The sequence below is a fragment of the Grimontia kaedaensis genome (genome assembly GCF_023746615.1).
Classification (GTDB): Bacteria; Pseudomonadota; Gammaproteobacteria; order Enterobacterales; family Vibrionaceae; genus Enterovibrio; species Enterovibrio kaedaensis.
Genome location: NZ_CP082275.1, coordinates 1,333,031 through 1,349,180, shown reverse-complemented (window position 1 = coordinate 1,349,180; position 16,150 = coordinate 1,333,031). Strand labels below are relative to the sequence as shown.

The 16,150-nt window shown below is 48.1% G+C and carries 17 protein-coding genes; 2 read left to right on the top strand and 15 right to left on the bottom strand.

The features are described 5' to 3' along the window. The first annotated feature begins 205 nt into the window (after positions 1-205). Positions 206-2,986 carry a M16 family metallopeptidase gene (locus K6Q96_RS06345; RefSeq protein WP_251878746.1) on the top strand — a complete coding sequence of 927 codons (2,781 nt, stop codon included), beginning with the start codon at positions 206-208 and terminating at the stop codon, positions 2,984-2,986. A gap of 52 nt (positions 2,987-3,038) precedes the next feature. Here the strand turns inward: K6Q96_RS06345 and K6Q96_RS06340 are convergent, their stop codons facing one another. The 13 genes from K6Q96_RS06340 to yceD form a co-directional block, all read right to left on the bottom strand. Next, on the bottom strand, positions 3,039-3,815 hold the full coding sequence (locus K6Q96_RS06340) for a TatD family hydrolase (RefSeq protein WP_251878744.1): 777 nt from the start codon (positions 3,813-3,815) through the stop codon (positions 3,039-3,041). An 81-nt stretch (positions 3,816-3,896) separates the two neighbouring features. Next, positions 3,897-4,865, bottom strand: coding sequence for a DNA polymerase III subunit delta' (gene holB / locus K6Q96_RS06335; RefSeq protein ID WP_251878742.1), 969 nt, complete (start codon positions 4,863-4,865; stop codon positions 3,897-3,899). Further along, complete coding sequence (gene tmk / locus K6Q96_RS06330; RefSeq protein WP_251878740.1) at positions 4,855-5,490, bottom strand: dTMP kinase; 636 nt, start codon at positions 5,488-5,490, stop codon at positions 4,855-4,857. The genes holB and tmk overlap by 11 nt, the downstream gene beginning before the upstream one ends. Beyond that, entirely contained in the window at positions 5,487-6,500 is a 1,014-nt protein-coding gene (gene mltG / locus K6Q96_RS06325; protein ID WP_251878738.1) for an endolytic transglycosylase MltG, read from the bottom strand. Before mltG ends, tmk begins: the two co-directional genes overlap by 4 nt. Next, positions 6,497-7,306 (bottom strand): aminodeoxychorismate lyase, encoded by an 810-nt coding sequence (pabC, locus tag K6Q96_RS06320; protein ID WP_251878736.1) that lies wholly within the window; start codon positions 7,304-7,306, stop codon positions 6,497-6,499. The genes mltG and pabC overlap by 4 nt, the downstream gene beginning before the upstream one ends. 103 nt (positions 7,307-7,409) lie before the next feature. After that, entirely contained in the window at positions 7,410-8,648 is a 1,239-nt protein-coding gene (fabF, locus tag K6Q96_RS06315) for a beta-ketoacyl-ACP synthase II (RefSeq protein ID WP_251878735.1), read from the bottom strand. 98 nt (positions 8,649-8,746) lie between these two features. Further along, the gene (gene acpP / locus K6Q96_RS06310) at positions 8,747-8,983 is read right to left on the bottom strand and encodes an acyl carrier protein (RefSeq protein ID WP_007467184.1); all 237 of its coding nucleotides are present in this window, start codon (positions 8,981-8,983) and stop codon (positions 8,747-8,749) included. Positions 8,984-9,140: 157 nt separating this feature from the next. Further along, positions 9,141-9,875 (bottom strand): 3-oxoacyl-ACP reductase FabG, encoded by a 735-nt coding sequence (gene fabG / locus K6Q96_RS06305; protein ID WP_251878733.1) that lies wholly within the window; start codon positions 9,873-9,875, stop codon positions 9,141-9,143. Between the two features lie 60 nt (positions 9,876-9,935). After that, a complete protein-coding gene (gene fabD, locus K6Q96_RS06300; RefSeq protein WP_251878731.1) occupies positions 9,936-10,859 on the bottom strand; it encodes an ACP S-malonyltransferase in 924 nt (307 codons plus the stop codon). Positions 10,860-10,872: 13 nt separating this feature from the next. Then, positions 10,873-11,838, bottom strand: a complete 966-nt coding sequence (locus K6Q96_RS06295; RefSeq protein WP_251878729.1) for a beta-ketoacyl-ACP synthase III — start codon at positions 11,836-11,838, stop codon at positions 10,873-10,875. A gap of 5 nt (positions 11,839-11,843) precedes the next feature. Then, complete coding sequence (gene plsX / locus K6Q96_RS06290; RefSeq protein ID WP_251878727.1) at positions 11,844-12,869, bottom strand: phosphate acyltransferase PlsX; 1,026 nt, start codon at positions 12,867-12,869, stop codon at positions 11,844-11,846. Positions 12,870-12,878: 9 nt separating this feature from the next. Then, a complete protein-coding gene (gene rpmF, locus K6Q96_RS06285; protein WP_002541721.1) occupies positions 12,879-13,049 on the bottom strand; it encodes a 50S ribosomal protein L32 in 171 nt (56 codons plus the stop codon). Between the two features lie 5 nt (positions 13,050-13,054). Then, on the bottom strand, positions 13,055-13,585 hold the full coding sequence (gene yceD / locus K6Q96_RS06280) for a 23S rRNA accumulation protein YceD (RefSeq protein ID WP_251878725.1): 531 nt from the start codon (positions 13,583-13,585) through the stop codon (positions 13,055-13,057). Positions 13,586-13,830: 245 nt separating this feature from the next. Between yceD and K6Q96_RS06275 the strand changes: the two genes are divergently transcribed. Then, on the top strand, positions 13,831-14,415 hold the full coding sequence (locus tag K6Q96_RS06275) for a Maf family protein (protein ID WP_251878723.1): 585 nt from the start codon (positions 13,831-13,833) through the stop codon (positions 14,413-14,415). Positions 14,416-14,470: 55 nt separating this feature from the next. Here K6Q96_RS06275 and K6Q96_RS06270 read toward each other — a convergent pair whose 3' ends face one another. Further along, the gene (locus K6Q96_RS06270; protein WP_251878721.1) at positions 14,471-15,112 is read right to left on the bottom strand and encodes an HAD family hydrolase; all 642 of its coding nucleotides are present in this window, start codon (positions 15,110-15,112) and stop codon (positions 14,471-14,473) included. Further along, entirely contained in the window at positions 15,102-16,058 is a 957-nt protein-coding gene (gene rluC / locus K6Q96_RS06265; protein ID WP_251878719.1) for a 23S rRNA pseudouridine(955/2504/2580) synthase RluC, read from the bottom strand. Before rluC ends, K6Q96_RS06270 begins: the two co-directional genes overlap by 11 nt. Positions 16,059-16,150 lie beyond the last annotated feature (92 nt).

Here is a 16,150-nt window from a genome sequence, read left to right as displayed (position 1 = left end):
TTTAAGTTATTTAATGTAACGAAATTAGCACTAAGTCACTTCTCCACGTTACAGTGAGATTCCTCACTTAAATCCATGTATTTGTTAATATTTCATTGCCATACATTTACAGCATGTATAGCTCGCAAACCCAGCCGGTTACTTTCAACCCCCTCTCTGCTATGTCGTATATTTTCCTTTCAGTTATGGCTAGACAGGAATAAAGATGAAAATAATAAAACGCTTTGCTTGCTTGATGTTGGTGGCTCTTGTCACCGGCTGTCAAAGCACTTTGATTGATCAGCCATTCAGTGCCGATATCAGCTGGCAGACTCAGACATTAGAGAATGGATTGACTGTTCACATTAAGGAGCTTCCCAACCAAGCCGTATCCACACGTTTCATGGTTCGCACAGGTTCAAGAGACGAGGCTGAAGATCAGAAAGGTTACGCCCACTTCCTTGAACATATGGCGTTTAATGGCAGCGAAGCCTTCCCTAAGAATGAAATTGTCTCGCTGTTTGGTGATGAAGGTGTGGCTTTTGGTCAACATCTCAACGCGTTTACTTCATACACTCATACCGTCTATCAGGTAGACCTTCCCTCAAATGAAAAGCTCTCTGATACTCTGGCCTGGTATCGGGAAATCGCGACTTCACTGACTTTGGAACCCGAGGAGATCAACAAGGAACAAGGTGTAGTATTGGGGGAGTTTCGCTTTTCTTTTCAGGGTCACAGCGACGCAAATAGTACCGACTTTGAAATCGATCGATTGATTGCGGAACAGCTATACAATGTCGACGAGGATGTTCTTGGTACCGAAGATAGCATCCGAAATATCTCGGAAGATCGATTAAGGGATTTCTATAAAACACACTACACGCCGAGCCGCAGTGAGATTTTCATTGCAGGTGATGTCGATGCAGCTTCGACCATCAAAGAGATCAGCGCACTCTTCGCCACCTGGACGGCGACAGATCAACACGCTCCAGTAAATAAAGTCTCTCCGCTAAGCCGTGGAGAAAACAGTATCGTTCGGGTGAATGATGTTTCATTCCCCTCGACGACCTTGCTCTTTGATTTGGGCGCAAACCCAATGGAGACAGCCGCTGACTTTGAAAATTTTGCTGCCGCAAGTATTTTGTCGAATGCTATCAGCACACGCTTGAATGACCGCGCAAGAGACCTCAATGCTCCTGTACAAAGTACTCATGCTCAGCTGATTCAGTGGTTTGAACGCATGGTTCTCAGCATTCAGGTTTCTTACGAAACACCAAAGCAACAGGAAGCTATGTTGTTTCTTGGCGAGGAGTTAGCCACTTTACGTGATCATGGTTTGAGCACTCTGGAAGTTGAAGCTCAAACCAGTGATTTCCTGAAGCTTGAGTCAACATTCGCTGACAACTATACCGCACGCAACTATGCCGAAGACCATGTCTTTTTCCGCATGATAGGCAGGCAGACTTTGTCACCGGAGACCTACAAGTCATTATCGACCGTCTTCGTCAACCGCGCAGATAAAGCCTGGTTCAATAAAGAACTCAAATCATTGCTCACGACTAAAGATGTACAATCGCTCGTTGCATTAGAACATCACATCTACCCTACTGAGCAAGTAAAGCAGCAACAGCTGGCTTTGGTTGCTGATATGCAAAAGGCGTTCAAGCGAACCGGTAATATACTAGTGCTGCCCGACGTTATTTCGGACTTCCCCATGCCTGACAAAACCGGCGAGATCGTGGCGATACAAGATCTCGATGACAACACTACCCAATGGCAACTCAGCAATGGCGTTACGGTGTACCTGAGACACATGCCAAACTCAGGCGATGATGTTCATGTATATGCCGGTTCTAAAGGTGGCCTGGCGGCGCTTCCGCCCTCTTTGGGCCCTGCGGGTCTGTTGATGCCGGGTGCTTATTCTGAAAGTGGTCTTGGCGGATTCTCGTTCAATGACTACAACCGACTGATGGTCAAAGAGAATGCGTATATAGAACCCATGGTATGGGAAAACCTACATGGATTTTATGGTAGCTCCACCAAAGCCTCTTTACCTTTAGTGCTTGCTTCCATGTTCCAAGGCTTCCAGCACGCCACGCTGGATGAAGAGATGTTCGAACGCCATAAAGCGCAATTCATCAAGAATAGACGCCAGTATCTAGATTCCGTTGACGGTAAAGCACTAATGGCTGTTTCAAATGAAATCTATGATGAGAATTCAGTTCGCTACATACTAACGCCTGAGGATTACGAACAAGTCAGTGCCAATGACGTCAGGATGGCTTACAACAATCTGATGAGGACAAATCGAGGCCTTGTTTATGTCATCGCTGGAGATATCCCTGTCGATGAATTCAAACCACTCGCACGAACTTACCTCGCTGGCATGACATTCAATGACTTGCCGACGGAAAGCCTTTACGCAGTGAAGTTAGAACCGAAAAAGGACGAACTCACCATTGCTTTTGGTCCCGGAGGTAACAATGTGGAGCTGTTTACCATGTTCGCCCGGGATGCGGAGAAGAAAACGACCAAAGATTATTTCCTGGCAGATATCGCAGGACGTATTCTTACATCCCGTTTGACAGAGCAAGTCCGAGAGACGGGGAGCTTAGATTATTCTCCCTACTCGTTTGTGATGTGGCCTGGAGGTGCAGATACTCAACAACTGCTTATTGTCATGAGCTCTTCCATCATAAAACGAAAAGAGGCGCGAGCTGCGCTGGATAAGATAGCCGACTCTATAGGACATGGAGCGACACCAGAGGAGTTCAGCAGTACCTCGAAGCAGTTATCTCATGCACTACAAGATGGGTTGTCACAACCACAAGAGCAGGCACGCATGATATTTAATTATGTGGTGACAGATGCGGATCCTTTGGCAGTGGTTAACCCTGATAGCGTGATCGACGCATTAACACAAGAAGATATAAACCAATACCTGAAAGCATTTACATCAAAATCCGCCACCCGGATTGACGTCACCAATTTGCCGTCAGCGCCATAAATGCGAAAAGCCGGGGTTTATATCCCCGGCTTTTCTTTATATTTGCTTATTCTCACTGTTTCGCCTGAGAAAACAGCTTGAAGAAGTTCTCTGTGGTGACCTTGGCTACTTCATCGCCAGATACGCCTTTCAGCAGTCCCACATATTCAGCGACTTCACGCACATACGCAGGCTGGTTTTCCTTGCCACGGAATGGAACTGGTGCCAGATAAGGCGAGTCCGTTTCTACCAGCAGTCTTTCCAACGGCAGGCGACGCACCACGTCTTTCAGTTCAGAGGCTTTGTTGAAGGTAACAATGCCAGAAATAGAAATGTAGAAGCCCAGCTCAATCGCTGCTTCTGCCATTTCGTAGCTTTCGGTGAAGCAATGGAGAACACCACCGACTTTCTGCGCATTTTCTTCACGGAGAATTTGCAGCGTGTCTTCACGTGCCATACGGGTATGGATAATCAGAGGTTTGTTCAACTCCACTGCCAAACGAACGTGCTGACGGAAAGCGTCTTTCTGCTTTTCAGACAGTTCCGGCTGGTAGTGATAGTCCAGGCCTGTTTCACCAATCGCGACCACACGATCATCTGAAGCCAGTGCTTTCAGTGTGTCGTAATCAAAACCTTCTTCGATATCCAGCGGATGAACACCACATGACGCGAACACATTATCGAACGGGCGAATCAACTCCATCATTTTTGGGAAACTTTTCAGCGTCACACCCACAGACAGCAGATAATCTACGCCGCGCTGTTTGGCGTTTTCTACCACTGCGCCTACATCAGCGTGTAAATCTTCGTAGTTGAGTTTGTCGAGGTGACAATGCGAGTCGACTAGCACGTCTTTTTCTCCGATAGGTTTCTGACTAAAGCGGACGATTATACGATATTTGAAGCGGGATAGCTCACCATCCCGCATTATTTAGGAGGCTGTAAATTCCGACAGCCAGCGGCTGATAAGGAGCTCACTGTTGAGGCCGGTATGCTTTGAAAGCTCCGCTTTCAAACGGTTCAAGGCCATCAGTTGTGACATGACTTTTGCCTGTGGTAAGGCCGACGCTAAGTTCTGGACAGTTTTCATATCATCACAGTGGACAATCGCTTCCTCTGAGCCTTGCTGAACCTTGATAATATCCAGCATCAAGAAGCTCAGCCATTGCAGTCCTTCCTGTTGCGCCTTGACGATAAGGTCAGTGACAGAAAAAAGTCCCTGCTTCTTACTCACAAAATCAGCAAACGCATCAACTAATGCTTTGTGTTTACCAACACTGCCATCTTCAATAAACGCTTTTGCCGCTAACGGTGCCCCGCGGTTAATACGCAGCACTTGCAGAGGAACAGACTCAAACAACTCGCCTTCAACCCATCGCTTCACCACTGTTTCTTCCGGCAGCTTGGGTTTCCACTTGTTACAGCGGCTGACAACCGTCGGTAACATGGTGTCCATCGATTGTGATAGGAGAATGAAGTGACAGTGTGATGGTGGCTCTTCGAGCGTTTTCAGCAGAGCGTTGGCAGCCGCTTCACCCATCCGGTCCGCATTTTGAATCAAAATAACGCGTTGGCCTCCTAGTTGAGAGGTTTCCCACGCGTATTGATTGCCTGCACGAACCGCATCGACACCCAGTTGTTTGCCTTCAGATTCTGGTTTCAACCAGTGAAAGTCTGGGTGCGTGTCAGCATCAAACAATTGGCAGCTATGACACATGCCGCAAGGCTCGGTAACCCCGTTCTTACAAAGAATGGTTTTCGCCAGGATGGCGGCAAGTTCAATCTTGCCACTTCCTTTTGGTGCGCTGAGAAGCAGAGCGTGATGCAAGCGATCCTGACCGAGCAATTGCTGCCAGTTTTGCCAGATTTCCTGATGCCAAGGATAGAGCTTAGCCTGCATGATTCAGCCAGTTCTCCAGTGCCTTGCGAATATCTGCCGATACCGCGTCAATGTCCTGCGAAGCATCGATAATCACAACGCTGTCATCAGACTCTGCCAGCTCAAGGTAACGAGCACGGGTACGATGGAAGAAATCCAGCTTCATCTTTTCAATCCGATCCAATTCGCCACGTGCTTTCGCGCGCTGAAGGCCAATTTCAGGGTCAAGGTCAAGATACAGCGTAAAATCAGGACGAAAGTCACCCAACACGGTGTCGCGCAGGTTCTGCATCAGATCCAGATCAAAGCCGCGACCACCGCCTTGATATGCTTGTGATGACATGTCATGGCGATCGCCCACCACGCAAGCGCCTCTAGCAAGTGCGGGCCTGATGACGTTATCGACCAATTGAATGCGTGCCGCATAGAGCAGCAACAGCTCCGCCATGTCTGTTAAAGGCTCATCAGGGTGCCCTTCTTTTACCAATGCACGCATTTGCTCTGCGAGTGGCGTTCCACCTGGCTCGCGGGTGGTTTCAATGTCTGAAATACCTTGGGTTTTCAGTGTCTCGATAACGTTGCGGATTGCTGTGGTTTTACCCGCGCCTTCAAGACCTTCAACGACGATAAATTTTCCGTTACTCATTGGCTTCTTAATACTTTTAAATACTCTCTCACTGCACGGTTATGCTGTGCGAGTGTTTTGGAAAACGTGTGGCCACCATAACCGTCGGCCACAAAATAGAAATAAGGTGTATCAGCAGGGTTTGCTGCAGCAATGATAGACGCTTTACCCGGCATTGCGATTGGCGTCGGTGGCAAGCCAAAAATCACGTAGGTGTTGTATGGCGTTGGCGTGCGTAAATCTTTCTTACGAATGTTGCCGTCATAGCTGTCACCCATGCCATAGATGACCGTTGGGTCAGTTTGCAGACGCATTCTTTTGTTTAGGCGATTAACAAAAACAGAAGCGACTTTGCCACGCTCTTTATCAACCGCGGTTTCTTTCTCGATAATAGAAGCGAGCGTCAACAAATCGTAAGCCGACTTGATGGGTAACCCTTCCTGACGCGAACCCCAAGCTTCATCCAGTACAGCTTGTAACTGGGTCGAGGCACGTTTCAGGATGGAAAGCTCACTTTGGCCAGCCACATAATGATAGGTCTCAGGTAAAAGCAGACCTTCTACTTTCTCACCTTCCAACCCCAGTTTTTCTGCTATTTGTGCTTCAGTCAGTTCGGCAGTGTCATGGGTCAGGTAATCTGTTTCCGCCAGTTGCTCACGCCACTCTTTAAAGGTACTGCCCTCGACAAAGGTAATGGTGAACTGGTGTTCTTTGCCAGAACGCACTAAAGCAAAAAGCTCAGCAAGACTGATACCAGGCTGAACCTGAAAAGTGCCCGCTTTCAGTTTGGTCAATTCCGGATGGGTTTTCGCTGCCCAACGCGACCATTGAGAAGCATCAATAACGCCATCTGACACCAGTTTGCGAGTGAACGAGTGATAGTTTGATCCTTCAGGTACATTCACCAACAAGGCTTCCGTCGGTTTAATATCACTGTTAACGTAATTTTCAATTTGGGTATAAGCCCAGTATGCGCCGCCGGCAGCCGCCAGCGCTAAAAACAATACAATCAGCGCAAGTTTCTTAATCACACATCCAACCTTAAGGCGATCGCGCTAGAAGCATCGAAGTCGCGGTAGTTTTTCCCTTCAAGACAGTGAACAGGCACGACACCCATTACTGCATTTGTTATGAATATCTCGTCTGCTTTCAGCAAACTGTCAGGCGTTTCCAACACTTCCTTGGTGGCGTAACCCAGCGCTTGGGCCACTGAGATAACCTGAGCCCGCATAGTACCAGCAACACCGGAAGTAGTAAGTAAAGGTGTGTACAAGGCTTGGTCAATTCGCCAAAAAATGTTTGAGGCAGAGGTTTCAATGACATGTCCGTTCATGTCACAGGCAACACCATCCTCTGTACCACAGTTTTCGACCTCTCGCTTGAGCATGACTTGCTCTAGACGGTTAAGGTGTTTGAGACCAGCTAAAGGAGATTGGCCAATACGCTGTTCCAACAGAGACAGTGAAATGCCCGTTTCCCGCCAGGACAGATACTGTGTTGGAAATGGATGAGATGAAACCGTCACAGTTGGCTTGTTGCAACCCGCCGCGCTATAACCACGACCGCCAGAGCCTCTGGACACAATGACTTTCAGTATTGCCCTTTCAGTACCTTTAAGTGAATCAGCAACAGTGTCGACCCACTGATATACCAATGACCAATCCACACCTTCAATGTGCAGCGCAGAAACGTTTTGCTCTAGGCGCGCTTTATGTCGACACCAGTCACAAGCCTGACCATTTTTCACCAAGACAGTGCTGAAGACACCATCACCGTACTGAAATGCCCGGTCACTGAAAGCTACGGTATCTACTTGCTGTCCATTTATGAGGATCATCCTTATTCCCTGCACAATAAAAAACGGCTCGGTCACAAGTCCCGAGCCGTTGCATTCTATCAAAAAAACCTTCTTCGCCAAAAAATCCGGCGAACAAAAAAACTTAGATTTTCTTGAAGATAAGTGAACCGTTGGTGCCACCGAAGCCAAATGAGTTACACAGCGCGTAATCCATCTTCACTTGACGTGCTTCATGCGGAACGTAGTCAAGGTCACAGCCTTCGTCTACGTTGTCCAAGTTGATTGTAGGCGGCACTGCTTGGTCAACCAGAGACATTGCAGTAATGATCGCTTCAACTGAACCTGCGGCACCCAGAAGGTGACCCGTCATAGACTTTGTAGAAGATACCAACGCCTTATCCGCAGCAGCGCCAAGCGCCAAACGAATACCTTTGGTTTCAGCAACGTCACCAGCAGGCGTTGATGTGCCGTGGGCGTTAACATAGCCAACTTCTTCTGGAGAGATGCCCGCGTCACGGATAGCGGCGGTCATCGCCAGTGCGCCACCTGAACCGTCCGCACTTGGCGAAGTCATGTGGTAAGCGTCGCCACTCATACCGAAGCCAACCAGCTCACAGTAAATTTTCGCGCCACGTGCTTTAGCATGCTCGTATTCTTCGAGAATCATCATGCCTGCGCCGTCACCCAGAACAAAACCGTCGCGATCTTTATCCCAAGGACGTGATGCTGCTTGTGGGTCATCATTACGGGTAGACAGTGCTTTCGCTGCCGCGAAGCCGCCAATACCCAGTTCAGTCGATGCTTTTTCTGCACCACCTGCAACCATTGCGTCAGCATCGCCGTATGCAATCATACGAGCTGCGTGGCCAATGTTGTGCAGACCAGTGGTACATGCGGTCGAGATCGCGATGTTTGGACCGCGAAGACCGTAATTAATAGAAACGTGACCGGCGATCATATTTACAATGGTCGACGGTACAAAAAATGGGCTGATTTTGCGTGGGCCTTTTTCGACATACGCACGGTGGTTAGTCTCAATCAGACCAAGACCACCAATACCAGAGCCGATGGCTACACCAATTCGGTCTGCATTTTGTTCTGTGATCTCCAGACCAGAATCTTTAAGTGCTTGCACACTTGCTGCGATGCCGTACTGGATGAACAGGTCCATTTTTTTGGCATCTTTCTTAGAGATGTAATCTTCACTGTTGAAATCATTAACCAGACCAGCAAACTTGGTTGCGAAATCGGTGGTATCGAAGTGAGTGATACTCTGGATACCGCTCTGGCCAGCCAGCAGCGCTTTCCAAGATGATTCAACGGTGTTACCTACAGGCGATAACATCCCCATGCCAGTGACAACAACACGACGCTTAGACACGATGATATTCTCCGGAGAAAGGTGTTATTACGAAATTTCGGGGGTGGTAGAAAAAACTCAGGCGGTCAAGGTGACCGCCTGGGAGGATCTTGTTCTGATTACTCAGACGCGCCAACAACGTAATCAATCGCTGCCTGAACGGTAGTAATCTTCTCTGCTTCCTCGTCTGGAATCTCGGTATCGAATTCTTCTTCCAGAGCCATTACCAGCTCAACGGTATCCAGTGAGTCTGCGCCCAGATCGTCAACGAAAGATGCTTCGTTTTTAACTTCTGCTTCGTCTACGCCCAGTTGCTCAACGATGATTTTTTTTACGCGTTCTTCGATGTTGCTCATATTAATACTATTCCTTACAAGATTCGCAGATGCGATATGTGCAGTAGTTTATTCAATAACGTGGAAGTTGCAACACCCGAAATGCTGGTCAAACCACGATTTGGCTGATAAACCATCGGATTTTGACCTGAATCATTTAGAGGTGCAACTTTATTGTTTAAATCATGTACATGCCGCCGTTGACATGCAGTGTTTCACCCGTGATATAAGCTGCATCTTCTGATGCAAGGAATGCGACCGTTGCCGCAATTTCACGTGGATCACCCAGACGACCAGCAGGTACCTGAGCCAATGTCGCTGCACGCTGATCATCATTCAGCGCTTTTGTCATATCGGTTTCGATGAAACCTGGGGCAACAGTATTTACAGTAATACCACGTGATGCAACTTCACGTGCCATAGATTTGGTGAAGCCCACAACTCCCGCTTTCGCCGCAGAGTAGTTTGCCTGACCGGCGTTACCCATGGTGCCAACCACTGAGCCTACGTTGATGATGCGACCGTTACGCTTTTTCATCATCGCACGCAGTACTGCTTTAGACATGCGGAAGATAGACGTCAGGTTGGTGTCCATAATGTCCTGCCACTCGTCGTCTTTCATTCGCATCAGAAGGTTGTCGCGAGTGATACCTGCGTTATTTACCAGAATATCAATGTCACCAAACTCTTCTTTGATTGCTTTCAGTACTGCCTCAATGGACTCAGCAGAGGTTACATTTAGTGCGTAACCTTTGCCATTTTCACCCAGATATTCACTAATTGCTGAGGCACCGCTCTCAGAAGTTGCAGTACCTACAACAGTTGCTCCACGCTCAACCAGAAGTTCAGCAATTGCACGGCCAATTCCGCGGCTCGCACCTGTTACAAGAGCAATTTTACCGTTCAGGTTCATCAGTTTTCGTTCCTTTATTAAACAGCCAGCTCTATCGCTGGCTGTGAATCCCAGAATTTATTACTTAGCTGCTTCCAGAGAAGCTGAATCGTTAACTGCCGCTGCACTCAAACGCTTGTCGATACGCTTAGCAAGACCCGTCAGTACTTTACCTGGGCCCATTTCCAGTAGCAGTTCTATGCCTTCATTTGCCATTTTTTCGCAACCTTCGGTCCAGCGAACTGGGCCGTGTAGTTGACGAACTAACGCTTCTTTGATCGCTGCAGGATCAGTTTCAGTCGCTACGTCAACGTTGTTAATGACAGGAATTGAAGGTGCAGAGAATGTCAGATCATCCAGTGCAACAGCCAGTTTGTCTGCTGCAGGTTTCATCAATGCGCAGTGTGAAGGTACAGACACTGGTAGCGGTAGCGCACGTTTTGCACCCGCGGCTTTACACAGTGCATTTGCTCGCTCAACTGCTTCTTTATTACCTGCAATAACGACCTGGCCAGGTGAGTTGAAGTTAACCGGAGAAACTACCTGCCCTTCTGCCGCTTCTTCACACGCTTTCGCGATAGCGTCGTTATCTAAACCAATGATCGCAGACATTGCGCCAACACCAGCTGGAACGGCTTCTTGCATGAGTTCGCCACGCAGTTCAACCAGCTTAACGGCTTCTTTGAAATCGATAACGCCGGCACAAACCAACGCGGAGTATTCACCGAGGCTGTGACCCGCCATCACTGAGGGCTGCGCGCCACCTTCTTGTTGCCAAACGCGCCAGATGGCGACAGAAGCCGTCAGCAATGCAGGTTGAGTACGGTTGGTTTGATTCAAATCTTCTGCTGGACCATCTTGAACCAAAGCCCAAAGATCATAACCCAGCGCTTCAGACGCTTCAGCAAACGTTTCTTTAACGATGGCGAACTTTTCACCCAGTTCTGCCAACATGCCCACGGCTTGTGAACCCTGACCAGGGAAAACCACAGCAAAGTTAGACATTATGTATTCCTTATCAATATTTGATCAAAGCTGAACCCCAGGCGAAACCACCGCCGAAGGCTTCAAGCAAAATCGTTTGGCCGCGTTGAATGCGTCCGTCGCGAACTGCTTCATCAAGTGCAGTTGGAACGGAGGCGGCCGACGTGTTGCCATGCTTGTCAAGCGTAATCACAACTTGGTCCATCGACATCGCGAGTTTCTTCGCGGTTGCCTTGATGATGCGGTAGTTCGCTTGATGAGGAACCAACCAGTCAATTTCTGACTTGTCCATTTGATTCTCGTCCAGCGTTTCAGCAACGATGTTGGCCAGCTGCGTTACAGCAACTTTGAACACGTCGTTGCCTGCCATATGAAGCCATGAATCTGCTTCAACTGGGCTACCCGCTTTCGCACGTTGAGGGAATTTGACTTTCAACAAGTCGCCGAACTTTCCATCTGCACGCAGGTGCGTTGAAATGATGCCTGGCTCTTCGCTGGCACCAATTACCGCCGCGCCGGCACCGTCACCAAAAAGAATGATGGTTGAGCGGTCTTCTGGATCACAGAGATGAGACAGACGATCAGCGCCGATCACCAGAGCATTACGCGCCATGCCTGACTTCACATATTGATCAGCCACACTCAGCGCATAAACAAAGCCTGAACACGCTGCTGCAATGTCAAAAGCAGGACAACCGCTGATTTCCAGCATGGCCTGCACATCACACGCCGCTGCGGGAAATGCGCTCTCGCCACTTGTTGTAGCAACAATAATCAGGTCGATGTCTTGCTTATCAATCCCTGCCATGTCGATAGCCTGACATGCAGCGTGATAGCCCATAGTGGCAACGGTTTCTTGCTCACTGGCGATACGACGTTCTTTAATACCAGTGCGCGCGGTGATCCACTCATCACTGGTATCAACCATTTTTTCGAGATCCGCATTTGTGCGGATTTGCTCAGGCAGATAACTGCCTGTGCCTAGAATCTTACTGTACATGAAGACTAATAATGCCTCTCGAGTAGTACGGCTTCCAAACGGTCACATATTTTATTAGGTAGTTGCCGTTCGACTTCGTGTACCGCTTCTCCGATAGCATGTTGGAAAGCGGATATATCAGCACGTCCGTGGCTTTTAACTACAATGCCGCGCAATCCTAACAGACTTGCGCCATTGTACTGGTCGGGGTTCAGGTGTTTGAGCCGGTTAAACAGCCCACCAAATAACCATTTAGCCACCAGTTTCTTGAGAGGATTCGCTAGAACATGCATTTTTAAGCTTTCTAAAAACAGTCTTGCGACGCCTTCACTGGTTTTCAGGCTTACATTGCCGACAAATCCATCACAGACAATCACATCAGCTTTCCCTGTATAAAGCTGGTCGCCTTCTACATAACCGATGTAATTAACTGCAGAGCACTGTTGCAACATTTCCGCACAGCGTTTAACTAAGTCGTTCCCTTTTATCTCTTCTTCACCGATGTTGAGCAGTCCAACTGATGGCTGATAGCCCAGTTGTTCTTCAGCGAGTACCGACCCCATCACTGCGAACTGAAACAAGGTGTCGGCATCAACCGAGACGTTTGCCCCCAAATCCAATAGCCAGCTTTGCTGGTTACCCATTGTTGGTAACTCAGAAATTAGTGCAGGACGATCAATGCCTGGAAGCAATTTAAGAAGAGAGCGGGAAAGTGCCATTAAAGCGCCAGTATTACCCGCGCTGACACAGGCATCAGCCTTTCCTTCCGCAACCAGTTCGAGTGCGATACGCATCGAGCTACCTTTGCTTGAACGCAAGGCTTGCGAAGGACGTGTGTCATTGGCGATAGAAGATTCCGCATGAACAATTGAAATGCGGGGATTATTTTTTTGATCCAGCGATACGAGCTGGCGGGTGATCTCGGATTGATCACCGACGAGTACCACTTTTAACGAGGGGAAATGCAACAATGCCTGCACGGAGGCAGGCACTGTTACTTGAGGACCGAAATCCCCGCCCATCGCATCAAGTGCAATGGTTAGACCTGTCAAGGCTCAACCTTACTTGTTGATTACCTTGCGGCCACGGTAGAAACCGTCAGCAGTCACGTTGTGACGCAGGTGAGTTTCACCAGAAGTTGCATCTACAGACAGAGCTGAAGTGCCCAGCGCATCGTGTGAACGACGCATACCACGCTTAGAACGGGTTTTACGGTTCTGTTGTACGGCCATTGACCCTACTCCTCGTTACTTTGCTTTAAGTTTTTCAAAACGGCAAATGGATTCGGACGCTCATCAGCAAGCGGGATTTCCCCGAATACCATACCATCGGAATCGACTTCGCAGTCTACTTCGTCGTGCATGGCAACCTGTGGCAGAGCCACAATCAACTCATCTTCGACAAGTTGAAGCAGGTTAATCTCACCATTTTCGTCGACTAATGCCGGCTCATAAGCATCCGGTAAATTGCCAACCTGATCTTCATTGAAAACCGGGCTGTAAATAAATTCGACTTCACAATGATGCGGGAAGGCTTTCCAACAACGCTGACACTCTAAATTAACGTCGACCTTGGCGTTTCCGCGTACAATCTTCAGCCCTTGAGCGTCAATGTCAAATGAAAGCTTCACTTCAGCATCACTGATTACACCTTCAGTTGCCTCAGCAATACGCTCCAGTTGCTTCACAGCGATGATGCCATCGTAGTCAAGTCGCTTTTGCGCACTTCTAAACGGGTCAACCGTTAGTGGTAGCTTTACCTTTTGCATAGGGCGCGAATTCTAGCCTCCAATGTAGCCTGAGTCAAAGAAATTTATGCCTTTACTTCTATTCAAGCGCTTCAAAAGCCCAAGAAAAAGAAAAAAGGTTACTTTCTGTTCAACAGGTACTTAGCATTATTGATCTTGAATGGGCGCCCATAGCTAAAGCTCGTCGGAAGCCCACTCGCCTCCGCAAGTTTAAAACATTACACTTGCCCACGTATACGAATATTCTGGTAAAGGATCATCGTTAGATGAATAAACAAACAATTGTGCTGGCTTCAGGATCTAAATACCGTCAAGCATTACTGAAAAAACTAGCCCTCCCCTTCATCACCCATTCACCGGATATTGATGAATCTGCTAAAGAAAATGAGTCTCCGACTGATCTAGTGAAACGACTCTCATTGGAAAAAGCGCTGGCATGTCGAGATGCTCACCCAGGATCGATCATCATAGGATCCGATCAAGTTTGTGTGATCGATGGAAAGATTTTGGGGAAACCTCATACAGAAGCAAAGGCTATTGAGCAGTTAAAGGCGGCGTCAGGAAAGCATGTCACCTTTTATACGGGATTAACTTTGTTGAACGCAGAGTCTGGCGACGCACAAACAGATCTGGAGCCCTTTCATGTTCACTTCAGACATTTGAATGAAGAAGAAATCACACGCTATGTGCAAAAAGAACAACCACTTGATTGTGCAGGAAGCTTTAAGTGCGAAGGGCTGGGGATTGCACTGTTCAACAAGCTTGAAGGACGAGACCCAAACACCTTAGTTGGCCTGCCTTTGATTCGCCTATGCGAAATGCTCCGAGAGGAAGGAATCGAAGTCCTGTAGCTCTTAGACAGAAAATGGGGCTATCGCCCCACTTTTACTTGTCTCCAGTCTACGACTAAAGAAGTGCTTCCAGAGAGTCCACAATCGTAACAGGATGATACGCCGCTAGCGTCTCCCTCTCGTGAACACCCCAGGTAATACCAACAGCATCAACACCTGCATTCTGTGCCAAATGCATGTCGTGAGTTGTGTCTCCCACCATGACAGCGTCTTTTGCCTCAACACCAAGCTGAGCTAAGAGCTCATGAATCATCAGTGGGTCGGGTTTTGAAGCTGTTTCATCTGCAGTACGTGTCGCCACGAAAAACGCAGAAGTGCCAGTATCAGCAATGGCCTTATCCAAACCTGCGCGGGATTTACCTGTTGCTACAGCTAGCAAATGCCCTCTTTGCTGCAGCGTTTCTAAGAACGTATAGCTTGAAGGATACAAGTCAATCGGCGTTGCGTTATCGACACGAAACTGCTGCCCGTAGTGGTGTTTCCAATCATCCAGCTTTTCTGAAGGTGAATCGGGATAGAGAAATTCATATCCTTTGTCGAGGCTCAACCCAATCATTTGTTTGAGTTCATTGCCAGAGAGTTCTGGTAAGCCCCCCGTTAAACGGGCTGCTTCTTCCAGGCTCGAAACGATACGTGCGACAGAATCCATCACGGTGCCGTCCCAATCAAAAATGACCAGCTTATAGTTAGCTAACACTTGGCGCTTTCCTTAAACCTTCCAGTGCTCGTTCTAATTGTTTATCCAATGGGGCAGAGATATCCATCAGTTCTTCTGTGCCCGGATGGGTAAACTTAATATTGGCCGCATGCAGGAACAGGCGGCTCAGACCAAATTTCTTGGTGTAAGCATCAAATCGTGGATCGCCATATCGGTCATCCCATGCCAACGGGTGACCGACATATTGTGCATGCACACGGATTTGGTGGGTACGACCTGTAATTGGGCTCGCCTGCACCAAAGTTGCCTGCTCGAACTGCTCCATCACCTTAAAGCGGGTTTCAGAAGGCTTACCATTTGGGTTTACGCGAACAATACTGTTCACTTCGTTTTTCAGAAGTGGTGCTGTCACCTTCTTCATCGAAGGCTTCCAGTTACCCATTGCCAATGCAAAATAGTATTTCTGCACCGTCTTCTCGCGAAATTGCGCCTGAAGGTGACGCAGTGCCGAGCGCTTTTTCGCAATCAGCAGGATGCCGGATGTATCGCGGTCGATTCTATGCACCAATTCCAGAAAACGGGCATCAGGGCGTAATGCACGCATTGCCTCAATGGCACCGAAGTGGAGGCCACTCCCGCCATGAACTGCGGTTCCGGAAGGTTTATTGAGCACTAACATGTGATCGTCTTCATAAATCACACATTTTTCCAATTCTGCAACACGATTCAGTTTAGTGCTTGGTGCTTCAACCTGCGCTGTCTCTGGGATCTTGATGGGTGGTAAGCGAATAACATCACCCGCCTGAAGCTTATATTCAGGTTTTATGCGTTTTTTATTAACTCGCACCTCTCCTTTACGGAGAACGCGATAAATCATACTTTTAGGTACGTTTTTTAGCCTATTTCGGAGAAAGTTATCGATCCGCTGGCCTGCAATGTCATCTGAAATGTCGATGAATTGCACTTTAGGTTTTTCAGTATTCATAGGGCGTAGATTCTACATTGCATCAAAGTAGTTTGCTGCAAAAATGTGTCCCTGCTATAGTTGCGCCGTAAAGCAGAAAAGTTTGAAGCTTT